Consider the following 17,334-nt stretch of genomic DNA (forward strand, 5'->3'; position numbering starts at 1 on the left):
ATGGAATCTGGGAATTACTTACAACAATGTCAATAGCCAGGCGACGCCTCTCCCCCGAAGCGTCGCGCGACGCCGCGCTGGACGCCGCGCGCGACCTGCTGATCGAAGCCGGGCCGCAGGCGGTGACGTTGAAGGCGGTGGCGACGCGCATCGGGCGGACGCACGCCAATCTGCTGCATCATTTCGGGTCGGCATCGGGGCTGCAAAAGGCGCTGGCCGAGCGGATGGCGACGACGATCACCGCGACGATTGGTGCGGCGGTGCTGCGCGTGCGCGACGGCGACCATGATCCGCGCGAGATCGTCGACCTGACGTTCGACGCCTTCGATCGCGAAGGCGCCGGGGCGCTGGCCAGCTGGATGATCCTGTCGGGCAATGACGATGCGCTCGACCCCATCCTTGATGCCATTCATGCGCTGGTCGACCGGCTGGGCCATGAGAACGCGCTGAGCGGGATGCCGCTGGCGGACGAGACGCTGCAGCTGGTGCTGATGGCGCTGGGTGATGCGCTGCTCGGCGGGGCGATGGCCAAGGCGTTGCGCCTGCCGCGCGAGCGCGCGCGCGAACTGGCGGTGCGCAGCCTGATCGCGGTGCGGGACGAAGCGCGCCCGTGCTGATCCGCGCGGCGACGGCCGCGGACCGGGCGGCGATTGCGGAGATCATCGTGCCGATCATCCGCGCCGGCGAGAGCTATGCGCTCGATCGCGCCATGACGGCCGAGCAAGCGCTGGCCTATTGGTTCGCGCCCGGCAACAGCGTGTTCGTCGCCGAGGTCGAGGGCCGGGTGCTGGGCAGCTATTACTGCCGCGCCAACCATGCCGGCGGTGGCGGCCATGTCGCCAATTGCGGCTATGCGACCCAGGCGCAGGCCACCGGACGCGGCATCGCGCGGACAATGGCGCTGCACTCGTTCGACCATGCCCGCGCGGCGGGTTTCCGGGCGATGCAGTTCAACTTCGTCGTCGCCAGCAACGTGCGCGCGGTGTGGCTGTGGCTGTCGCTGGGGTTCGAACAGGTCGGGCGACTGCCCGGTGCGTTCGAGCATCCGTCGCTGGGGGAGGTCGACGCGCTGGTGCTGTACCGGTCGTTATAGCATAACCCCCTTCCCCCTTGGGGCGACTCCGACTAAGCGCACGCCATGCATTTTCTCGATCAAGCCAAGATCTTCGTCCGTTCGGGCGCGGGTGGCCCCGGCGCCGTCAGCTTTCGCCGTGAAAAATTCATGGAATATGGCGGCCCGGACGGCGGCAATGGCGGCAAGGGCGGCGACATCATCTTCGAAGCGGTTCCCGGGCTGAACACGCTGATCGATTTCCGTTATACCCAGCATTTCCGCGCACCGCGCGGCAGCGGCGGCGCGGGCGCGAACCGCACCGGTCCGGGCGGGCGCGACCTGATCATCCGCGTGCCGGTCGGAACGCAGGTGCTTTCGGAGGACAAGGAAACGGTGCTGGCCGACTTCACCCGGCCGGGGCAGCGCGAGGTATTCCTGCGCGGCGGCGATGGCGGGCGCGGCAATGCCAGCTACAAGACGTCGACCAACCGCGCCCCGCGCCAGCACGGCACCGGCTGGCCGGGCGACGAGGCGTGGGTGTGGCTGCGCCTGAAGCTGCTGGCCGATGCGGGTCTCGTCGGGTTGCCCAATGCCGGCAAGTCGACCTTCATCAATGCGGTGACCAATGCGAACGCGAAGGTCGGCGCCTATGCCTTCACTACCACCCGCCCGCAGCTGGGCGTGGTCAGCCACAAGCAGCGCGAGTTCGTGGTGGCGGACATACCCGGCCTGATCGAAGGCGCGGCGGACGGCGCGGGGATCGGCGACCGGTTCCTGGGGCATATCGAGCGGTGCCGGGTGCTGCTGCACCTGATCGACAGCCATGCCGACGATCCGGTCGCGGCCTATCGCATCGTGCGCGGCGAGCTGGAGGCGTACGGTGCCGACCTGGCCGAAAAGCCGGAGGTGATCGCGCTGAACAAGGCCGATCTGCTCGACGAGGAACTGACCGAGGCGCTGATCGCCGAGCTGGAAGCCGAGAGCGGTGCGCAGGTGCTGCCGTTGTCGGGTGCCACCGGGCAGGGGCTGGAAGCGGTGCTCGACCGGCTGATCGAGGCGATCGGGCCCAGCGAGATGCACGCGCAGGACACGGGCGAGGACGAGGAACCGCGCGAATGGTCGCCGATCTAGGGGCGAGCGACGTCTTCGGCCCGGCCACCTGCCCGCGCCTGATCGTCAAGGTCGGGTCGGCGTTGCTGGTCGCGCCGGATGGGCAGGCGCGGCGGGAGTGGCTGGCGTCGCTGGTCGCGGACATTGCCGGGCGGGTCGCTGCCGGGCAGCAGGTCGTCATCGTATCGTCGGGGGCGATCGCGCTCGGCGCGCGGCGGCTTGGGCTGCCCAAGGGCGGGCGCGCCAGCCTGGAGGACGCGCAGGCGGCGGCGGCGACCGGGCAGATCGCGCTGTCGAGCATCTGGGCCGAACTGCTCGGCGCGCACGGGCTGACTGCCGCACAGCTGCTCGTGACGCTCGACGATCTGGAGGATCGCCGACGCTATCTCAACGTCTCGGCGACGCTCGGGCGGTTGCTGACGCTGGGCGTCGTTCCGGTCGTCAACGAGAATGACAGCGTCGCGACCGAGGAGATCCGGTTCGGCGACAACGACCGCCTTGCCGCGCGGGTCGGCGCGGCGGCGCGCGCGAACGGCGTGGTGCTGCTGTCCGATATCGACGGGCTGTACGATTCGAACCCCCATGGCAATCCGGACGCCAGGCTGATCCCGCATGTCGCGCAGATCGATGCCGATATCATGGCGATGGCCGATACCCGGTCGTCGTCGGGCATGGGATCGGGCGGCATGGTGTCGAAGATCGAGGCGGCGCGGATCGCGACCGCCGCCGGCGCGAACCTCGCCATCGCGACCGGACGGATCGACCACCCGCTCGCACAGTTCGGCGAAACCGGCCATGGCACGGTGTTCGCGACCGCCGGCAACGCCCCGGCGCGCAAGGCGTGGCTGTCGGGCGGGCTGACCGATCGCGGGTCGATCCGGATCGATGCCGGTGCCGCGCGCGCATTGTCGAGCGGGCGCAGCCTGCTGCCGGCCGGCGCCATCGAGGTTGCGGGCGATTTCTCGCGCGGCGATCTGGTGCGGATCATCGATGCCGAGGGCCGTGCGATCGCACGTGGCCTGGCCGAATATGACGCGGGTGAAGCGGCGCGGATCGTCGGACGGCGCAGCGACGAGCTGGCCGATCTGCTGGGCTATGCGCCGCGCTCCGCACTGGTGCATCGCAACCATATGGCGCTGTTGTGAGGACGATGGCGCTGACCGGCGGGACCGGCTTCGTCGGTCGCCGCGTGATCGCGCAGGCGGTCGGGCAGGACTGGCACATCCGCGCGCTGACCCGCCGCGCCCAGCCTGCCGAGCCGAACGTGAACTGGGTGCGCGGCGCGCTCGACAAGCCCGACAGCCTTGCCGAACTGATGGTCGGTGCCGACGTCGTGCTGCACGTCGCCGGGGTCGTGAACGCGCCGGACGCTGCCGGCTTCACCGCGGGCAATGTCGCAGGCACGCAGGCGGTACTCGACGCGGCACGCGCCGCCGGCGTGCGGCGGTTCGTCCATGTCTCTTCGCTGTCGGCGCGCGAGCCGCAGCTTTCCGCCTATGGCGCGTCGAAGCGGGCCGGCGAGGAACTGGTCGCTGCCAGCGATCGCGACTGGACCATCGTCCGCCCGACCGGCGTCTATGGTCCCGGCGATACCGAGATGCGCGACATGTTCCGCATGGCGCAGATGGGCCTGGCGCTGCTGCCACCACCGGGCAAGGTGGCGTTGGTCGCGGTGGACGATCTCGCGCGGCTGCTGCTGGCGCTGGCCGAACGCGACGGTCCGCGCGACGTGCTGGAGGTCGATGACGGCCGGGCGATGACCCATGCCGAGATGGCGAGGCTGATCGGTGATGCGGTCGGGCGGCGGGTGCTCGCGATGCACCTGCCCGCCGGGTTGCTGCAGCTGGGCGCACGGATCGACCGCAAGCTGCGGGGGGCGCAAGCCAAGCTGACGCCCGATCGCGCCAGCTATCTCGCACATCCCGACTGGACCGCCGATCCCGCCCGGCGCCCGCCGCCCGACCTGTGGGAGCCACGGATCGACACGGCGCGCGGCCTTGCCGACACCGCGGCATGGTATCGCGCGCATCGTCTGCTATAGCCCCGCGCAACCACGCATATTGGAAAGACCCGCATGAGCGACCGCGCCGCCACCTTCGCCACGATCACCGACCTGGTCGAACCGTTCAACAAGAAGGGCGTCGAGCTGACCGAGGCAACGACCTTTGCCGGCGATCTCGAATGGGACAGCCTGACCGTGATGGATTTCGTCGCGGCGGTCGAGGACGAATTCGACATCGTCATCACCATGAACATGCAGGCGGACATCGAAACCGTCGGCCAGCTGGCCGATGCCGTCGAGAAGCTGAAGACCGCCTGACCTCCCTGCCCGGCCCCCGAAAGACCGACACCATGACCGAAGCCGCCGCCACCCCCCACGCCCTGCCCGATTCGCCCGAGACGGTCGCGCCGGAACGCGACCTGTTCAGCAAGTTCGACGCGCTGATCGCCGAGCGGGAAGCGCTGTTGGCGACCGGCGTGCGCGATCCCTTCGCGATCGTGATGGACAAGGTGACGTCGCCGACCCAGGCGGTGATCCGGGGCAAGGACACGATCCTGCTCGGCACCTATAATTATATGGGCATGACCTTCGACCCCGACGTCGTGGCGGCGGGCAAGAAGGCGCTGGACGAGTTCGGGTCGGGCACGACCGGCAGCCGGGTGCTGAACGGCACCTATGACCCGCACAAGGATTGCGAGGCGGCGCTGCGCGAATTCTATGGCACCGAGCATGCCATGGTGTTTTCGACCGGTTATCAGGCGAATCTTGGCATCATCTCCACGCTGGCGGGCAAGGGCGAATATATCATCCTCGACGCCGACAGCCATGCGTCGATCTATGACGGCTGCTCGCTCGGCAATGCCGAAATCGTGCGCTTCCGCCACAATTCGGTCGAGGATCTCGACCGACGCCTCGGCCGCCTGCCCAAGGAACCGGGCAAGCTCGTCGTGCTGGAAGGCGTCTATTCGATGCTCGGCGACATCGCCCCGCTGCCCGAAATGGTCGCGGTCGCGAAGAAGCATGGCGCAATGGTGCTGGTCGACGAAGCGCATGGCATGGGATTCTTCGGCCCCAACGGGCGCGGCGTGTACGAGGAGCAGGGTGTCGAGAAGGACGTCGATTTCGTCGTCGGCACCTTCTCCAAATCGGTCGGCACGGTCGGCGGTTTCTGCGTATCGAACCATCCGAAGTTCGACGTGATGCGGCTGGTGTGCCGCCCCTATGTCTTCACCGCATCGCTGCCGCCGTCGGTCGTCGCGACCGCCGCGACGTCGATCCGCAAACTGATGCATGCCGGCGACAAGCGGGCGCACCTGTGGCGCAATTCGAAGCGGCTGCACGGCGGTCTCAAGGACCTCGGCTTCAAGCTCGGCACCGAGACGCCGCAGTCGGCGATCATCGCGGTCATCCTCGAGGATCAGCAGCAGGCGGTGCTGATGTGGCAGGCGCTGTTGGAAGGCGGCCTGTACGTCAACATGGCCCGCCCGCCCGCGACCCCGGCCGGCACCTTCCTGCTGCGCTGCTCGCTGTGCGCGGAGCATAGCGCCGAACAGGTCGAGACGATCCTCGGCATGTTCGAAGCCGCCGGCAAGGCGGTGGGGGTTATCGCCTAAGATCCTCCCCGCTCGCGGGGAGCGGGACCGCCGCATAGCGGTGGTGGAGGGGGCTGGCCGCGAACGCGGATACCCCCTCCACCATCCTGCGGATGGTCCCCCCCCCCCCCCGCGAAGCGGGAGGATTGTTGGGGGCTAGCTTCGGGCGTATCCTTCGCTATAGCCTTGGCCCATGCCATCGATCGATCGCTACATGGCCCGGCTGATCGCGGTGCCGCTATTCTCTACGCTGTTGATTTCGGCGATGTTGCTCGTCCTCGACCGGATGCTGCGACTGTTCGATTTCGTCGCGGCCGAAGGCGGTCCGGTCAGCGTCGTGTGGCGGATGCTCGCCAATCTCCTGCCCGAATATCTGGGGCTCGGCATTCCGATCGGGCTGATGCTCGGCATCCTGCTCGCCTTCCGCAAGCTCGCCACCTCGTCGGAGCTGGACGTGATGCTGGGCGTCGGCATGAGCTATTGGCGGCTGCTGCGGGTGCCGTTCCTCTATGCCACGGTGCTGGCCGCGGCGAACCTCGCGATCGTCGGCTTCGTGCAGCCGCTAGCACGCTATAATTACGAAGCGCTGCGCTTCGAGCTGCGCACCGGTGCGCTGGGCGCGTCGATCAAGGTCGGCGAGTTCACCAAGCTGGGCGAGCGGATGACGCTGCGGATCGAAGAGAGCCGCGATTCCGGTGCCGACCTGCGCGGCATCTTCGTGCAGGCGAGCCGCCCGAACGGCCAATGGCTGGGCGTCACCGCCGAGCGCGGCCAGTTCCTGCGCTCGCCCGATCCCGATACGATCATCTTCCGCCTGACCAACGGCACGCTGATCCACAACGCGCCCGATTTCCGCGTTCCCCGCACGCTGACCTTTACCGCCCACGACCTGCCGATCGACCTGCCCAAGTTCGGCAGCTTCCGCCCGCGCGGCGGACGCGACCTCGAACAGACGCTGCCGCAGCTGGCGATCACCGGGCGCAACCCGAATGTCAGCGAAGAGGATCGCGACGGGGCGCGGGCCAACTTCCACTTCCGCCTGGCGGAGGTGGCGACGATGTTCCTGCTGCCGATGCTGGCGCTGGCGCTGGGCGTGCCGCCCAAGCGGTCGTCCTCGGCGCTCGGCGTGTTCCTGTCGATCGTGATCATCGTGACCTATCACAAGGTCAACGAATATGGCGAAGCGGTCGGCGGCCTGGGCCGGATCGACCCGATCATCGCGCTGTGGGGGCCGTTCCTGCTGTTCGCGGCCCTGGTCTTCCGCCTCTATTGGGTGATCGCGCGCGTCCCCGGCGGCGAGCCGATCGGCGGGCTGGAACGCGGCGCGGCGAAGGTGGGCAAGTTCATCGGCCGTTACCTTCCCGGCAAGCGCAAGGCGGCGGCGTGATGCGCGGTTTCTTTCCCTCCTCGACGGTCGCGATCTATATGGCGCGGCTGTTCCTCGTCCGCACCTTCGCCATCCTGTTCGCGCTGGTGCTGGTGTTGCAGGCACTCGACCTGCTGAGCGAGAGCGGCAAGATCCTGGCGGTGCCGGGCAACGGGCAGGCGGAGATCCTGCGGTATGTTTCGCTCCGCACGCCGCAGATCATCGCGCGCTTCCTGCCCTTCTCGGTCCTGCTGGGCACGATCCTGACGCTGACCCAGCTCAACCAGAACAGCGAGATCATCAGCCTGAAGGCCGCCGGCCTGTCGGCGCATCAGGTGCTGGCGCCGCTGATCCTCGCCAGCTTCGGTGTGGCGGCGCTGTCCTTCGCGTTCAACGAGCGGGTCGTCGCCCGGGCGACCGCCACCCTGTCCAGCTGGGACGATGTCGATTACGGGCCGATGCCGGTCGACCGCGGCGAACGGACCAATGTGTGGGTGCGTGACGGCGACAATCTGGTCCAGGTGGCCCGCGTCGCCGGTCGGGGCGAAGCGACCCGGCTGCGCGGGATCACCGTCTACAATCGCGATGGCAGTTCGCTGCGGGAACTGGTCACCGCCAGTCGCGGCTGGCGCGAAGGCGGCGCGTGGCGGATCGACAATGCCGAACGCTTTACCGTCGCGACGGGGGTGCGTGAGCGGCTGGGATCGCTGAAGATCGCCGGCGGGGTGCGGCCCGATCAGTTCACGCTGCAGAATGTCGATCCCGACGGCCTGTCGTTCGCGCAATTGTCGACCGCGATCGATGACCTGACCGAGGCCGGCCGCCCGACCAAGGCACTGGAAGGCGCGCTGTGGCACAAGCTGTCCGGGCCGCTGTCGGCGGTGCTGATGCCGCTGCTGGCCGCGGTCGCGGCGTTCGGCGTTGCCCGTTCGGGCAAGTTGTTTGTCCGCGCGGTCATTGGCATGGCGCTGGGGTTCACCTATTTCGTGGCGGACAATTTCGCTCTCGCGATGGGCAACCTTGGGGCTTATCCGCCGTTCCTTGCGGCATGGGCGCCGTTCCTGCTGTTCTTTCTGATCGGCGAGGCGGTGCTGATCCGGACCGAGGAATAGCCCCAGGATCGTCGCACTTTGGCCGCAAAGCGCGGGCAGAGCGGCAACGATGGGCGAATCGTCCGGTAAAGGAATGGATTGAGGAAGTTAGGCCGATGAACGCGATCACCGAGAAGCAGGGCTTCTGGAAAAAGTCGCACCATCTCGACAAGATGACCTTCAAGGAACTTGTCGTTGCGTATTTTCAGTATCCGGCGATCATCGCCTATATCGCGCTGTCGTTCGTCGCGATCGGCCTGTTCGCGTGGCGTCCCGCGCCGCTGTGGCCGACGCTGGCGTCGGTCGGCATCTCGGTCGTCGCCTATCCGTTCGTATGGTATCTGCTGCACCGCTGGGTGTTGCATTCCAACTGGATGTTCAAGTTCGCGCCGCTCGCCGCGACGTGGAAGCGCATTCATTATGACCATCACCAGGACCCGAACCACCTTGAGGTGCTGTTCGGCGCGCTCCACACCACCCTGCCCGCCATCGCGGTCGCGACGGCACCCATCGGCTATCTGATCGGCGGTTTCGGCGGGGCAATGGCGGCGCTGGCGACCGGTCTGATCACTACCTGCTTCTACGAATTCTGCCATTGCATCCAGCATCTGGCGTACAAGCCGAAGAACAAGCTGCTGGTCGAATGGAAGCGCAAGCACATGGCGCATCACTTCCATGACGAGCATGGCAATTTCGGCATCACCAACTTCTTCTGGGACAAGATTTTCGGCACCCATTACGAGCGTTCGGAACGCCCGGAAAAGAGCCCGACGGTCTTCAACCTCGGCTATACCGAGGAAGTCGCGAAGAAATATCCCAAGGTCGCCGAACTGTCGGGCGGCGTCGCGAAGGGGCATCCGCGCTATCGCGGCTGATCGACCTGCGCGAACGCGGTCTTGATGACCGATTTGTCATTTGAAGTTTGGAACGGGGCGGCGCATTGCCGCCCCGTCGCGTTTTGGGGGAAACCATGTCGATCACTGTCCGTCCGGTCGTTACCGCTGCCGATCGCAAGGCGTTCATCGCCCTGCCCTATCGCCTCTATGCCAACGACCCGCACTGGGTGCCGCCGCTCAAGAGCGAAGTCGCCGGACAGATCGATCCTAGGAAGAATGGCTGGTTCAGCCACGCCGAGGCGCAACTCTATATCGCGGAGCGCGGCGGCAAGGTCGTCGGCCGGGTATCGGCGCATCTCGACACACTGGCGCTGACCATGCCGACCGACAAGGGGTTCGGCCCCGGTGTCGGCTTCTGGGGCATGTTCGAAGCGGAGGATGAAGCCACCGCAAAGGCGCTGATCGCGCAGGCCGAGCAGTGGCTTCGCGACAAGGGTATGACCCGCGCGATCGGCCCGTGCAGCCTGTCGGTCTGGGAAGAGCCGGGCCTGCTGATCCAGGGTTACGACCATAGCCCGACGGTGCTGATGGGCCATCACCTGCCGGCCTATCGCGGCTGGATCGAGGCGGCGGGCTATGCCCCGGTCAAGCAGATGATCACCTACGAGCTCGACATCACCAAGGATTTTCCGCCGATCGTCCAGCGGATCGTCGCGGCGGGGGAAAAGAACGAGCGCATCCGCATCCGGCGCGTGAACAAGGCGAAGTTCGCCGACGAAGCGGCGATCATCCTGAACATCCTGAACGATGCCTGGTCCGATAACTGGGGCTTCGTGCCGCTGACCCAACCCGAGGTCGACGATGTCGGCAAGAAGCTGAAGCCGCTGGTGTTCGAGGATCTGATCCGCATCGCCGAGCTGGACGGCGAGCCGGTTGCATTCATGATTACCCTTCCGGACATGAACGAGCCGCTGAAACCGATGGGCGGGTCGTTGTTGCCGTTCAACTGGCTGAAGCTGCTGTGGTGGCTGCGCGCGCCCAAGGCGCGGACGATGCGCGTGCCGTTGATGGGGGTGGTGAAGCGGTTGCAGGCGTCGCGCATGGCGAGCCAGCTGGCCTTCATGATGATCGAATATATCCGCCGCGACGCGGTCGCGAAGTTCGGCGCGTCGCGCGGCGAGATCGGCTGGGTGCTCGACGACAATCAGGGCATGAACGCGATCGCGACGACCATCGATAGCAAGGTCAATCGCGTCTATCAGATGTACGAACGCACGTTGTAATGACTGCCGCCGGGCGCCCCGCCCGGCGGCACCGGCCAGCGATTAGATCCGCCCCAGCGCGACGAGCGGATCGAACCCGCGTGCCTGCCAATCCTCGCGGGTCCGGCAGATTTTCGGGCGGCGCGGCGCGCCCTCGCGGCGATCGGAGATGCAGTAACGCTTGACCCGGACGGTCGGCGCGGCCGCCGTCTGATCGCCAGCGTTCACGGCCATGGCGGGAACAACGGGCGCATTCTCCGGCTGGGCGGCATGGGCCGCGGTCGCTGCGGCGAGGGTCAGAAGGGTCGAAGCGGCGAAACGAAGAACGGTCATGGATGGCTCCCTGTGCTGTCCGCACCGATCGCGGACTTGGCGGAAGCTTTGCAGCGAGCGTGCCAAATCGGCCGTCTTCGTCTTTTCAGTATGTTAGCGCAGGCCAACCGCAACGGTAGTGGTATGCAACACCAACACACCGAAAATTGTCCGACACGATGGCGTCATCCGCCACATGTCGTTCGACCGATCAGAACCGTCGCGACAGGCCGCTATACAGGCGCAACGCCGGCGTATTGTCGTCCAGCCCGGCAACGCCCCCGGTATCGACGAAGAAGTCGTCCGACACCTGCCACGCCACCGCGAGCGCGAGGCGATGCTCGGTAACACCCTCGGCACGTTGCCATTGCAGTTCGGTCGTGAACTGACAGGCGTCACTCACCAGGACGCCAAGCCCGAGCGTTGCGGTCGCGGCAACCGCGTTTCCGCGCCCTTCGTCGCGCGGCATCCAGGCGAGTTCGGGTGAGAATTGCAGGTTGATCCGCTTGCTCAGGTCATAGGAGACTGGCGCGACCATCGCCACGCCCCAGCCACCACTGCCAATGGGGGAGCGGCCGACCGGCACGGTGACCGACGGCTGCAGACCATAGGACAGGCCCTTACCGTCCGGATTGCGCAGCGCGATCCGCGATCCGATCTCCAGATCGCCGGTTCGCACGACGTTGCGGCCGTTCGGTCGATCGCGGGCGATCCCGAGCGGTGTCCAGTCGATCTGCAATTCGCTGCGATCGGTCAGACCGAGCCGGAACAGCGTATCGCCGAACAGCACCATGTCGCTGTCGCTTGACCGTTCCCAGTCCGACAGCGCGGTTTCTATCGCGTAATGGCCTGCTTCGATGGTGCAGGCCGATTGCCCCAGGCTGGGCCGGGTCGGGCAATAGTCACGCGCCGCAGCAATCGAGGGGGTCGACAGCACCGCGACGAGCGCGGCGAATGCGATCCGCTTCAACGCAGGCGAACCCAGGTCGGCGCATGATCGCTGGCCTTTTCCCGCCCGCGATGGCTTTTGTCGACACCGGCATCGGCGAAGCGATCGGCGGCGATGGGGCTCAGCAACAGGTGATCGATGCGAAAGCCGGCATCGCGCTGCCACGCGCCGGCCTGATAGTCCCAGAAGGTCCAGACCCCGCCCTTGGGAAAGCGCGTGCGGAGCGAATCCGTCCAGCCCTGCGCCAGCAGCGCGCGGTAACCGGCGCGCGATTCAGGCTGCATCAGCGCATCGGACTGCATCGCCCGGACCGAATAGACATCGTCGTCATTGGGGATGACATTGTAATCGCCCGCCAGCACGACCGCGCGCTCCTCCGCCAGCAGTTCGGCGGCGTGCCCGCGCAACCGGTCGATCCAGCGCAGCTTATAGTCGAATTTGGGTCCCGGCAGCGGATTGCCGTTGGGGAGATAGATCGACGCGATCACGACGCCATCGACCTCCGCCTCCAGATACCGGCTGTGTTCGTCCTCCGGCTCGCCGGCCAGACCGCGTTGCCGCTCGATCGGGTCGCTCCCACGTGCCAGCACCGCGACGCCGTTGAACCCCTTTTGCCCATGCCAGATCGCGCCATAGCCGGCGGCGCGAATATCCGCTTCGGGAAAGGTGTCGTCGCTGGCCTTCAGCTCCTGAAGGCAGACGACATCGGGCTGTTCCTCGGTCAGATATTCGATCAACCGGGGAAGGCGTGCCTTGATGCCGTTGACGTTGTAGGAGACGATCCGCACGTCAGATCGCGAAGCTGGTGCCGCAGCCACAGCCCGATGCCGCCTGCGGATTGGTCACGCGAAACGCCGCGCCGCCCAGCGACTCGACGAAATCCACTTCGCTGCCCCGCACCAGATCGAGGCTGACCGAATCGACCACCAGCCTCACGCCGTCCGTTTCGGCGATACTGTCATCCGCCTCGGCCCCGTCGGCCAAGCCGAAACGGTACTGGAAACCCGAGCAACCGCCCCCTTCGACCGACAAGCGCAGGATGGCGGGCTTGCCCTGTTTTTCGGCGATGGCAGCCACCCGCGCGGCGGCGGCGGCGGACAGGGTGACATCGGTCATGGTCGTATCCATCCCGCCCAGATAGGCGCACTGCCGCCTTACGGCAACGGCGCCCACATCACCTTACTCGGCGACGGCGGGGCCACCCATCGCCAGCCGCTGACGCTGTGCCCGGTCGGCGGCCATGGCGAGCTGGCCTGCCTGCAGATAGGGTGCGGGATTGACGGCCGATCCGTCGATGCGGACTTCGTAATGAAGGTGGCTGCCGGTCGAGCGACCGGTCGAGCCCATCAGGCCGATCATCTGGCCGCGCTTCACCCGTTCATGGTCGCGCACGAGAATTTTCGAGAGGTGGCCATAGCGGGTCGCGATACCCTTGCCATGGTTGACCTCGATCAGGTTGCCATAGCCGCCGGCGCGCTCGGCCCGCGAAATAATGCCGTCGGCGGTCGCGTAGATCGGCGTGCCGATCGGGCCGGGAATGTCGACCCCGGCATGCATCGCGGCGGTGCCACGGAACGGATCGGAGCGGACGCCGAAGTTGCTGGTGAAGGACAGGCTCTGCACCGGCTGATAGGACGGGATCGAGATCGCCGCCTGTTCGATCGTGTCGAGTTTCTTCCAGCTCATGAACAGAGCGCGGAACTGGGCATCGGCCTGCGCATCGGCGGTGGCCGCTCCGGCGGCAGCGGCCGCGGCGGTGGCCGCATCGACCGGCTCATAGGGTCCGCCCATCGCCGGCATCACGCGGCGCGGGTTCAGCCCCAGCTTGCGCAGCGAACCGGCGGTCTGGGCATAGCGGGCATCGGCGACTGCCTTTGCCTGTGCCGCCATCGCCGCCTGCTGCCGCGCGACGCGGTCGAACGGGCGGGTGACGCTGTTCGACGCGCCGGCCGGCGCCTGATCGAGCGCGGCGAGTGCGAGCGTGTCGGCATTTTCCGAACCGGTCAGCACCGCGGCCAGCGCAGCCTGCCGCTTGTCGAGGCGGGCGGCATGGGCACGGGCATCGGCGTGGAGGCGGGCGACATCGGCGCGCATCGCATCGACCTGCTGCTGCATCGCTGCGACCTTGTCGTCGCCGGCAACCGCACCGGCCATCGCCGTGCCGATCGTCGCCTGTCCCATGCCATAGGCCGAGAAGGCGATGGTAACGGCCGCGAGACCGGCGGCAGCGGCCTGGTTACGGCCGGAAATCGTGTGGCGGCGCAATTGCTTGCCATCGTGCAGGATAAAATGACGGGTCCGAAAGATCGAACGGAACCCCGTGATCGGAGCGACGTTGTTTTTCCATACGGAGGTAATCGACATTATGTCCCGCTTATCCGAGCGTTATGCGCGCCGGGCGAGCCGACACGAACGATGAACCCCAATGTCTTGACGGTATGCCCCACCGCGTTGACCTGAGGCAGCACTTGCCGGAAATTCGCTATGGCACGCAAGCGAACGACCGTCGCTGCGCGTTAAAGTGCCGTACAGGTACGGCGAGCCGTTTAACCATAGGATGCCGGTGGGTAATCCCGTCGTTCTGCGCGACCCTTCGCGGGCGGGTGCAATCGATTCGTTCGGGTCAGGCCGGAACGGCGGCAAGGACCTCCGCCGCGTGGCCGGCGACCTTGACCTTGCGCCACTGACGCAGCAATTTCCCCTGCGCATCGAACAGGAAGGTCGCCCGTTCGATGCCCATATAGCTCCGACCGTACATCTGTTTTTCGACCCATACGCCGAACGCCTCGCACACCGATCCGTCCTCGTCGCTGGCGAGTTCGACGGTGAGGGCGTGCTTTTCGGCGAAGCGCTTGAGCTTCGCGAGCGTATCGCGCGACACGCCGATGACGAGCGCGTTCCGGGCGCGGAATTCGTCGGCCAGCGCGGAGAAATCCTGCGCTTCCCGGGTGCAGCCGGTCGTGTCCGCCTTGGGGTAGAAATACAGCACGATCGGTCGACCGATCCGATCGGACAGTGCAAAGCGCATGCCGTCTGCCGAGGTCAGATGGCCTGTTGGCAGGCTGTCACCGATTTCCATCCTGTTCTCCCGTCGCGATCGCCGCCCATGCCGTCGTGACGCTCTGCCGCACCTCGTCCAGCCGGGCAAGCGCCGCCGGCCAATCGGCACAGCCCAGCGCTGCGGCAAGGATCGGCTGCGTCGCGGCGGAGGGCACCTGCCCATCGGGAGCGACGAGGCGCATCGCGACCAGCAGCCGCGTCAGGAAATCATGCGCCGGCCGAAGATCGGCGGGCAGCAGCCCTTCCCCTGCAAGGGCGCCGATCGCCTCGCCCAGTTGCGGCACCAGACCACGACCGGTCGACAATTGCGTGACATGCACGGCGAACTCGAGGTCGACGAGGCCGCCGGGCGTCAGCTTCGCGTCGAGCGGCCCCGCCGGCGGCTTGTGCCGCGCCATCTCCGCCCGCATCGTCGTCGCCTCGGCCGCGACGTCGCGCTTGGGCCGGTCGCCGCCCAGCACCCGGGCGATGATCGCCGCGGCCTGCGTCTGCCCTTCCGGCGAACCGACGATCGGCCGGGCGCGGGCCAGTGCCATATGCTCCCAGGTCCACGCATCCTCCTTCTGATACCGCTCGAACCCGGCGAGCGAGACGACCAGCGGCCCCTGCGCGCCCGAAGGCCGCAGCCGGGTATCGACCTCATAGAGCGGACCAGAGGCGGTCTGCACCGACAGCGCCGCCGTCAATCGCTGGGCTAGGCGGTTATAATAGAGCACCGCCCCCAGCGGCTTGGCACCGTCCGATTCCGCCGCGAAGTCGCCGGTGAAGCAGTAGATCAGATCGAGGTCCGAGGCATGGGTCAGCGCGCCGCCGCCCAGTCGCCCGAGCGCCAGGACGATCAGTTCACTGCCCGGAACACGCCCGTGGCGCTGGGCGAATTCCTCGACCGTCGCGGCCGCCAACACCCGGACCGCCGCTTCGGCGACCCTGGCATAGCCCGCCGCCACGTCGAGCGGATCGCCGGTCCCGGCCACGACCTGCACGCCCAGCATGAACCGCTTTTCGTTCACGACATCGCGGACATGGTCGAGCAGCCGTTCATAGCCATCGCCGCTGCGCGCCAGCATCTCCGCCGCCAATGCATCGACGGTGCCGACCGGCTCGAGCGCGCGCGCGTCGATCAGCGCGTCCAGCAGCACCGCACGCCGCGCCAATGCCTCGGCCAGCGTCGGCGCGTGGCACAGGATCGTACTGAGCAGCCGGGCGAGCGCGGGTTGCGCCTCCAGCAGGCGGAACAGGTTGATCGCGCTAGGTAATCGCGCAAGCATCGCGTCGAGCCGCAGCAGCGCAGCCTGCGGATCGGACGCGGTGGCCAGCCCGGCGACCAGCCCCGGCAGGCTGTCCTCCAGCGCCGCACGCGCCGCGGGGCTGCGCAGCGCCGGATAGGCGCCGCCGCGCCAGTCGGCGATGCGGCGTGCGCCCTGTTCACCCGATGCGAAGCCCAGCGCCTCCAACCGTTCCGCCAGCGACTGCGGATCGGCCGGCAGGCGCGTGGCCGCCGCGCCGTCGAGCCGGTCGTAGATCGAGCCGACCGCCGCGACATGCGGGGCGAGCAGGTCGAGCAACGCCCGCCCGTCGTCCAGCCCATGCAACCGCGCCACGCGATACAGCGCGTCCTGCTGATCGGGAAGGCTGTGCGTCTGCCGGTCGTCGACCATCTGCAACCGGTGCTCGATCGTCCGGAACAGCGTGTAGGCGGCGTCCATCGTCGCGGCCTCGTCAGTCGAAATGCGACCGCTGGTCGCCAGCGCCGCCAACGCATCGCGGGTCGCTGGCACACGCAACGCCGGATCGCGGCCGCCATGGACCAGTTGATGCACCTGCGCGAAGAACTCGACCTCGCGAATGCCGCCCCGGCCGCGCTTCAAATCATAGCCTGGCCCGAATGCTTGGCCCTGCGCATAATGCTCGCGGATGCGCCTGGTGATCTCGCGAATTTCGCCGATCGCGCCGTAATCCAGCGCGCGGCGCCATACGAACGGTCGGATCGCTTCGAGAAAGCGATTGCCGAGCGCCACGTCGCCGGCGACCGCCCGCGCGCGGATGAACGCCGCCCGCTCCCATGGCAGCGCGGCCGATTCGTAATAGGAAACCGCCGCATCGATCGGCAGCGCGATCGGCGTGGCTTCGGGCGAAGGACGCAGGCGCAGATCGACCCGCAGGACATAGCCGTCGCCATCGCGGGCCTGCAGCAGCTCAACCGCGCGCTTGGCGATCCGCACCGCCGCCTCGGCGGGCGAGTCCTTCTCCCGTCGCGGCAGGATTCCCGGATCGTACAGCAGGATCGGGTCGATATCCGACGAATAGTTGAGCTCATGGCTGCCCTGCTTCCCCAGCGCGATCGCCGCAAACCCGGCCGGCTCCGCCCCCGGCGTCCGGTCTTCGATCGCCTGGACGATCGCGCGGTGCAGCGCATGGTCGGCAAAGTCGCTGAGCGTGCGTGTCACGCGGGTCAGGTCATAGACGCCGGCCAGATCGCCGAGCGCGACCAGCAGCGCGACGCGCGGCCGCTCGATCCGCAGTTGCTGTGCCAGCGGCATATCGCCGCCAGCGGCGACGGCGGCCTGCACGTCGACGTCGAAACCCGCGATACGGTCGAGAAAATCCGCTTCCCGATCGATCAGGGTCGACAGGAACGGCGAACCGGCACGAACGCGCGCCAGCAGATCGGCTGAAAACTGCATCCCTTCCCTCGGCGAT

18 protein-coding genes are annotated in these 17,334 nt (G+C 67.3%); 11 read left to right on the plus strand and 7 right to left on the minus strand.

What is annotated here, in order from left to right; genetic code table 11:
• The first annotated feature begins 26 nt into the window (after nucleotides 1-26).
• The 11 genes from PPZ50_RS12445 to PPZ50_RS12495 all read left to right on the plus strand — a co-directional run bounded on the left by PPZ50_RS12445 (nucleotide 27) and on the right by PPZ50_RS12495 (nucleotide 10,334).
• Nucleotides 27-617 (plus strand): TetR/AcrR family transcriptional regulator, encoded by a 591-nt coding sequence (locus PPZ50_RS12445; protein WP_066689163.1) that lies wholly within the window; start codon nucleotides 27-29, stop codon nucleotides 615-617.
• Nucleotides 611-1,093 carry a GNAT family N-acetyltransferase gene (locus tag PPZ50_RS12450; RefSeq protein ID WP_066689165.1) on the plus strand — a complete coding sequence of 161 codons (483 nt, stop codon included), beginning with the start codon at nucleotides 611-613 and terminating at the stop codon, nucleotides 1,091-1,093. The genes PPZ50_RS12445 and PPZ50_RS12450 overlap by 7 nt, the downstream gene beginning before the upstream one ends.
• A gap of 45 nt (nucleotides 1,094-1,138) precedes the next feature.
• A complete protein-coding gene (gene obgE / locus PPZ50_RS12455; protein WP_066689167.1) occupies nucleotides 1,139-2,185 on the plus strand; it encodes a GTPase ObgE in 1,047 nt (348 codons plus the stop codon).
• On the plus strand, nucleotides 2,170-3,309 hold the full coding sequence (gene proB, locus PPZ50_RS12460) for a glutamate 5-kinase (protein ID WP_066689168.1): 1,140 nt from the start codon (nucleotides 2,170-2,172) through the stop codon (nucleotides 3,307-3,309). Before obgE ends, proB begins: the two co-directional genes overlap by 16 nt.
• 5 nt (nucleotides 3,310-3,314) lie before the next feature.
• Nucleotides 3,315-4,205, plus strand: coding sequence for an NAD-dependent epimerase/dehydratase family protein (locus PPZ50_RS12465; protein ID WP_126013386.1), 891 nt, complete (start codon nucleotides 3,315-3,317; stop codon nucleotides 4,203-4,205).
• Nucleotides 4,206-4,238: 33 nt separating this feature from the next.
• Nucleotides 4,239-4,484, plus strand: a complete 246-nt coding sequence (locus PPZ50_RS12470) for an acyl carrier protein (protein ID WP_066693030.1) — start codon at nucleotides 4,239-4,241, stop codon at nucleotides 4,482-4,484.
• Nucleotides 4,485-4,516: 32 nt separating this feature from the next.
• Complete coding sequence (gene spt, locus PPZ50_RS12475; protein WP_084401756.1) at nucleotides 4,517-5,779, plus strand: serine palmitoyltransferase; 1,263 nt, start codon at nucleotides 4,517-4,519, stop codon at nucleotides 5,777-5,779.
• A gap of 172 nt (nucleotides 5,780-5,951) precedes the next feature.
• On the plus strand, nucleotides 5,952-7,145 hold the full coding sequence (lptF, locus tag PPZ50_RS12480; protein ID WP_198158494.1) for an LPS export ABC transporter permease LptF: 1,194 nt from the start codon (nucleotides 5,952-5,954) through the stop codon (nucleotides 7,143-7,145).
• Complete coding sequence (gene lptG / locus PPZ50_RS12485) at nucleotides 7,145-8,236, plus strand: LPS export ABC transporter permease LptG (RefSeq protein ID WP_066688681.1); 1,092 nt, start codon at nucleotides 7,145-7,147, stop codon at nucleotides 8,234-8,236. The genes lptF and lptG overlap by 1 nt, the downstream gene beginning before the upstream one ends.
• A gap of 95 nt (nucleotides 8,237-8,331) precedes the next feature.
• Nucleotides 8,332-9,090 (plus strand): sterol desaturase family protein, encoded by a 759-nt coding sequence (locus PPZ50_RS12490; RefSeq protein WP_084401326.1) that lies wholly within the window; start codon nucleotides 8,332-8,334, stop codon nucleotides 9,088-9,090.
• A gap of 95 nt (nucleotides 9,091-9,185) precedes the next feature.
• A complete protein-coding gene (locus tag PPZ50_RS12495; protein ID WP_066688679.1) occupies nucleotides 9,186-10,334 on the plus strand; it encodes a hypothetical protein in 1,149 nt (382 codons plus the stop codon).
• Nucleotides 10,335-10,376: 42 nt separating this feature from the next.
• Here the strand turns inward: PPZ50_RS12495 and PPZ50_RS12500 are convergent, their stop codons facing one another.
• The 7 genes from PPZ50_RS12500 to PPZ50_RS12530 form a co-directional block, all read right to left on the minus strand.
• Nucleotides 10,377-10,646: a hypothetical protein gene (locus tag PPZ50_RS12500; RefSeq protein WP_066688677.1), complete on the minus strand. Its 270-nt coding sequence runs from the start codon at nucleotides 10,644-10,646 to the stop codon at nucleotides 10,377-10,379.
• A 190-nt stretch (nucleotides 10,647-10,836) separates the two neighbouring features.
• Complete coding sequence (locus PPZ50_RS12505) at nucleotides 10,837-11,595, minus strand: transporter (RefSeq protein WP_066688671.1); 759 nt, start codon at nucleotides 11,593-11,595, stop codon at nucleotides 10,837-10,839.
• On the minus strand, nucleotides 11,592-12,362 hold the full coding sequence (xth, locus tag PPZ50_RS12510; RefSeq protein ID WP_066688669.1) for an exodeoxyribonuclease III: 771 nt from the start codon (nucleotides 12,360-12,362) through the stop codon (nucleotides 11,592-11,594). The genes PPZ50_RS12505 and xth overlap by 4 nt, the downstream gene beginning before the upstream one ends.
• Before the next feature lies 1 nt (nucleotide 12,363).
• On the minus strand, nucleotides 12,364-12,690 hold the full coding sequence (locus PPZ50_RS12515) for a HesB/IscA family protein (protein WP_066688689.1): 327 nt from the start codon (nucleotides 12,688-12,690) through the stop codon (nucleotides 12,364-12,366).
• A 63-nt stretch (nucleotides 12,691-12,753) separates the two neighbouring features.
• A complete protein-coding gene (locus tag PPZ50_RS12520) occupies nucleotides 12,754-13,839 on the minus strand; it encodes a M23 family metallopeptidase (protein WP_241215450.1) in 1,086 nt (361 codons plus the stop codon).
• Nucleotides 13,840-14,197: 358 nt separating this feature from the next.
• A complete protein-coding gene (locus PPZ50_RS12525; RefSeq protein WP_066688659.1) occupies nucleotides 14,198-14,653 on the minus strand; it encodes a peroxiredoxin in 456 nt (151 codons plus the stop codon).
• Entirely contained in the window at nucleotides 14,640-17,318 is a 2,679-nt protein-coding gene (locus tag PPZ50_RS12530; RefSeq protein ID WP_272815310.1) for a bifunctional [glutamine synthetase] adenylyltransferase/[glutamine synthetase]-adenylyl-L-tyrosine phosphorylase, read from the minus strand. The genes PPZ50_RS12525 and PPZ50_RS12530 overlap by 14 nt, the downstream gene beginning before the upstream one ends.
• Nucleotides 17,319-17,334: the final 16 nt, after the last annotated feature.

The sequence above is a fragment of the Sphingomonas hankookensis genome (assembly GCF_028551275.1).
In the GTDB taxonomy this organism is placed as follows: Bacteria; Pseudomonadota; Alphaproteobacteria; order Sphingomonadales; family Sphingomonadaceae; genus Sphingomonas; species Sphingomonas hankookensis_A.

What these genes read in the sequence shown, in the direction of transcription:
- PPZ50_RS12445 (WP_066689163.1), top strand. Translation starts at nt 27, where the DNA reads ATGTCAATAGCCAGGCGACGCCTCTCCCCCGAAGCGTCGCGCGACGCC.
- obgE (WP_066689167.1), top strand. Translation starts at nt 1,139, where the DNA reads ATGCATTTTCTCGATCAAGCCAAGATCTTCGTCCGTTCGGGCGCGGGT.
- proB (WP_066689168.1), top strand. Translation starts at nt 2,170, where the DNA reads ATGGTCGCCGATCTAGGGGCGAGCGACGTCTTCGGCCCGGCCACCTGC.
- PPZ50_RS12465 (WP_126013386.1), top strand. Translation starts at nt 3,315, where the DNA reads ATGGCGCTGACCGGCGGGACCGGCTTCGTCGGTCGCCGCGTGATCGCG.
- PPZ50_RS12470 (WP_066693030.1), top strand. Translation starts at nt 4,239, where the DNA reads ATGAGCGACCGCGCCGCCACCTTCGCCACGATCACCGACCTGGTCGAA.
- spt (WP_084401756.1), top strand. Translation starts at nt 4,517, where the DNA reads ATGACCGAAGCCGCCGCCACCCCCCACGCCCTGCCCGATTCGCCCGAG.
- lptF (WP_198158494.1), top strand. Translation starts at nt 5,952, where the DNA reads ATGCCATCGATCGATCGCTACATGGCCCGGCTGATCGCGGTGCCGCTA.
- lptG (WP_066688681.1), top strand. Translation starts at nt 7,145, where the DNA reads ATGCGCGGTTTCTTTCCCTCCTCGACGGTCGCGATCTATATGGCGCGG.
- PPZ50_RS12490 (WP_084401326.1), top strand. Translation starts at nt 8,332, where the DNA reads ATGAACGCGATCACCGAGAAGCAGGGCTTCTGGAAAAAGTCGCACCAT.
- PPZ50_RS12495 (WP_066688679.1), top strand. Translation starts at nt 9,186, where the DNA reads ATGTCGATCACTGTCCGTCCGGTCGTTACCGCTGCCGATCGCAAGGCG.
- PPZ50_RS12500 (WP_066688677.1), bottom strand. Translation starts at nt 10,646, where the DNA reads ATGACCGTTCTTCGTTTCGCCGCTTCGACCCTTCTGACCCTCGCCGCA.
- PPZ50_RS12515 (WP_066688689.1), bottom strand. Translation starts at nt 12,690, where the DNA reads ATGACCGATGTCACCCTGTCCGCCGCCGCCGCCGCGCGGGTGGCTGCC.
- PPZ50_RS12525 (WP_066688659.1), bottom strand. Translation starts at nt 14,653, where the DNA reads ATGGAAATCGGTGACAGCCTGCCAACAGGCCATCTGACCTCGGCAGAC.
- PPZ50_RS12530 (WP_272815310.1), bottom strand. Translation starts at nt 17,318, where the DNA reads ATGCAGTTTTCAGCCGATCTGCTGGCGCGCGTTCGTGCCGGTTCGCCG.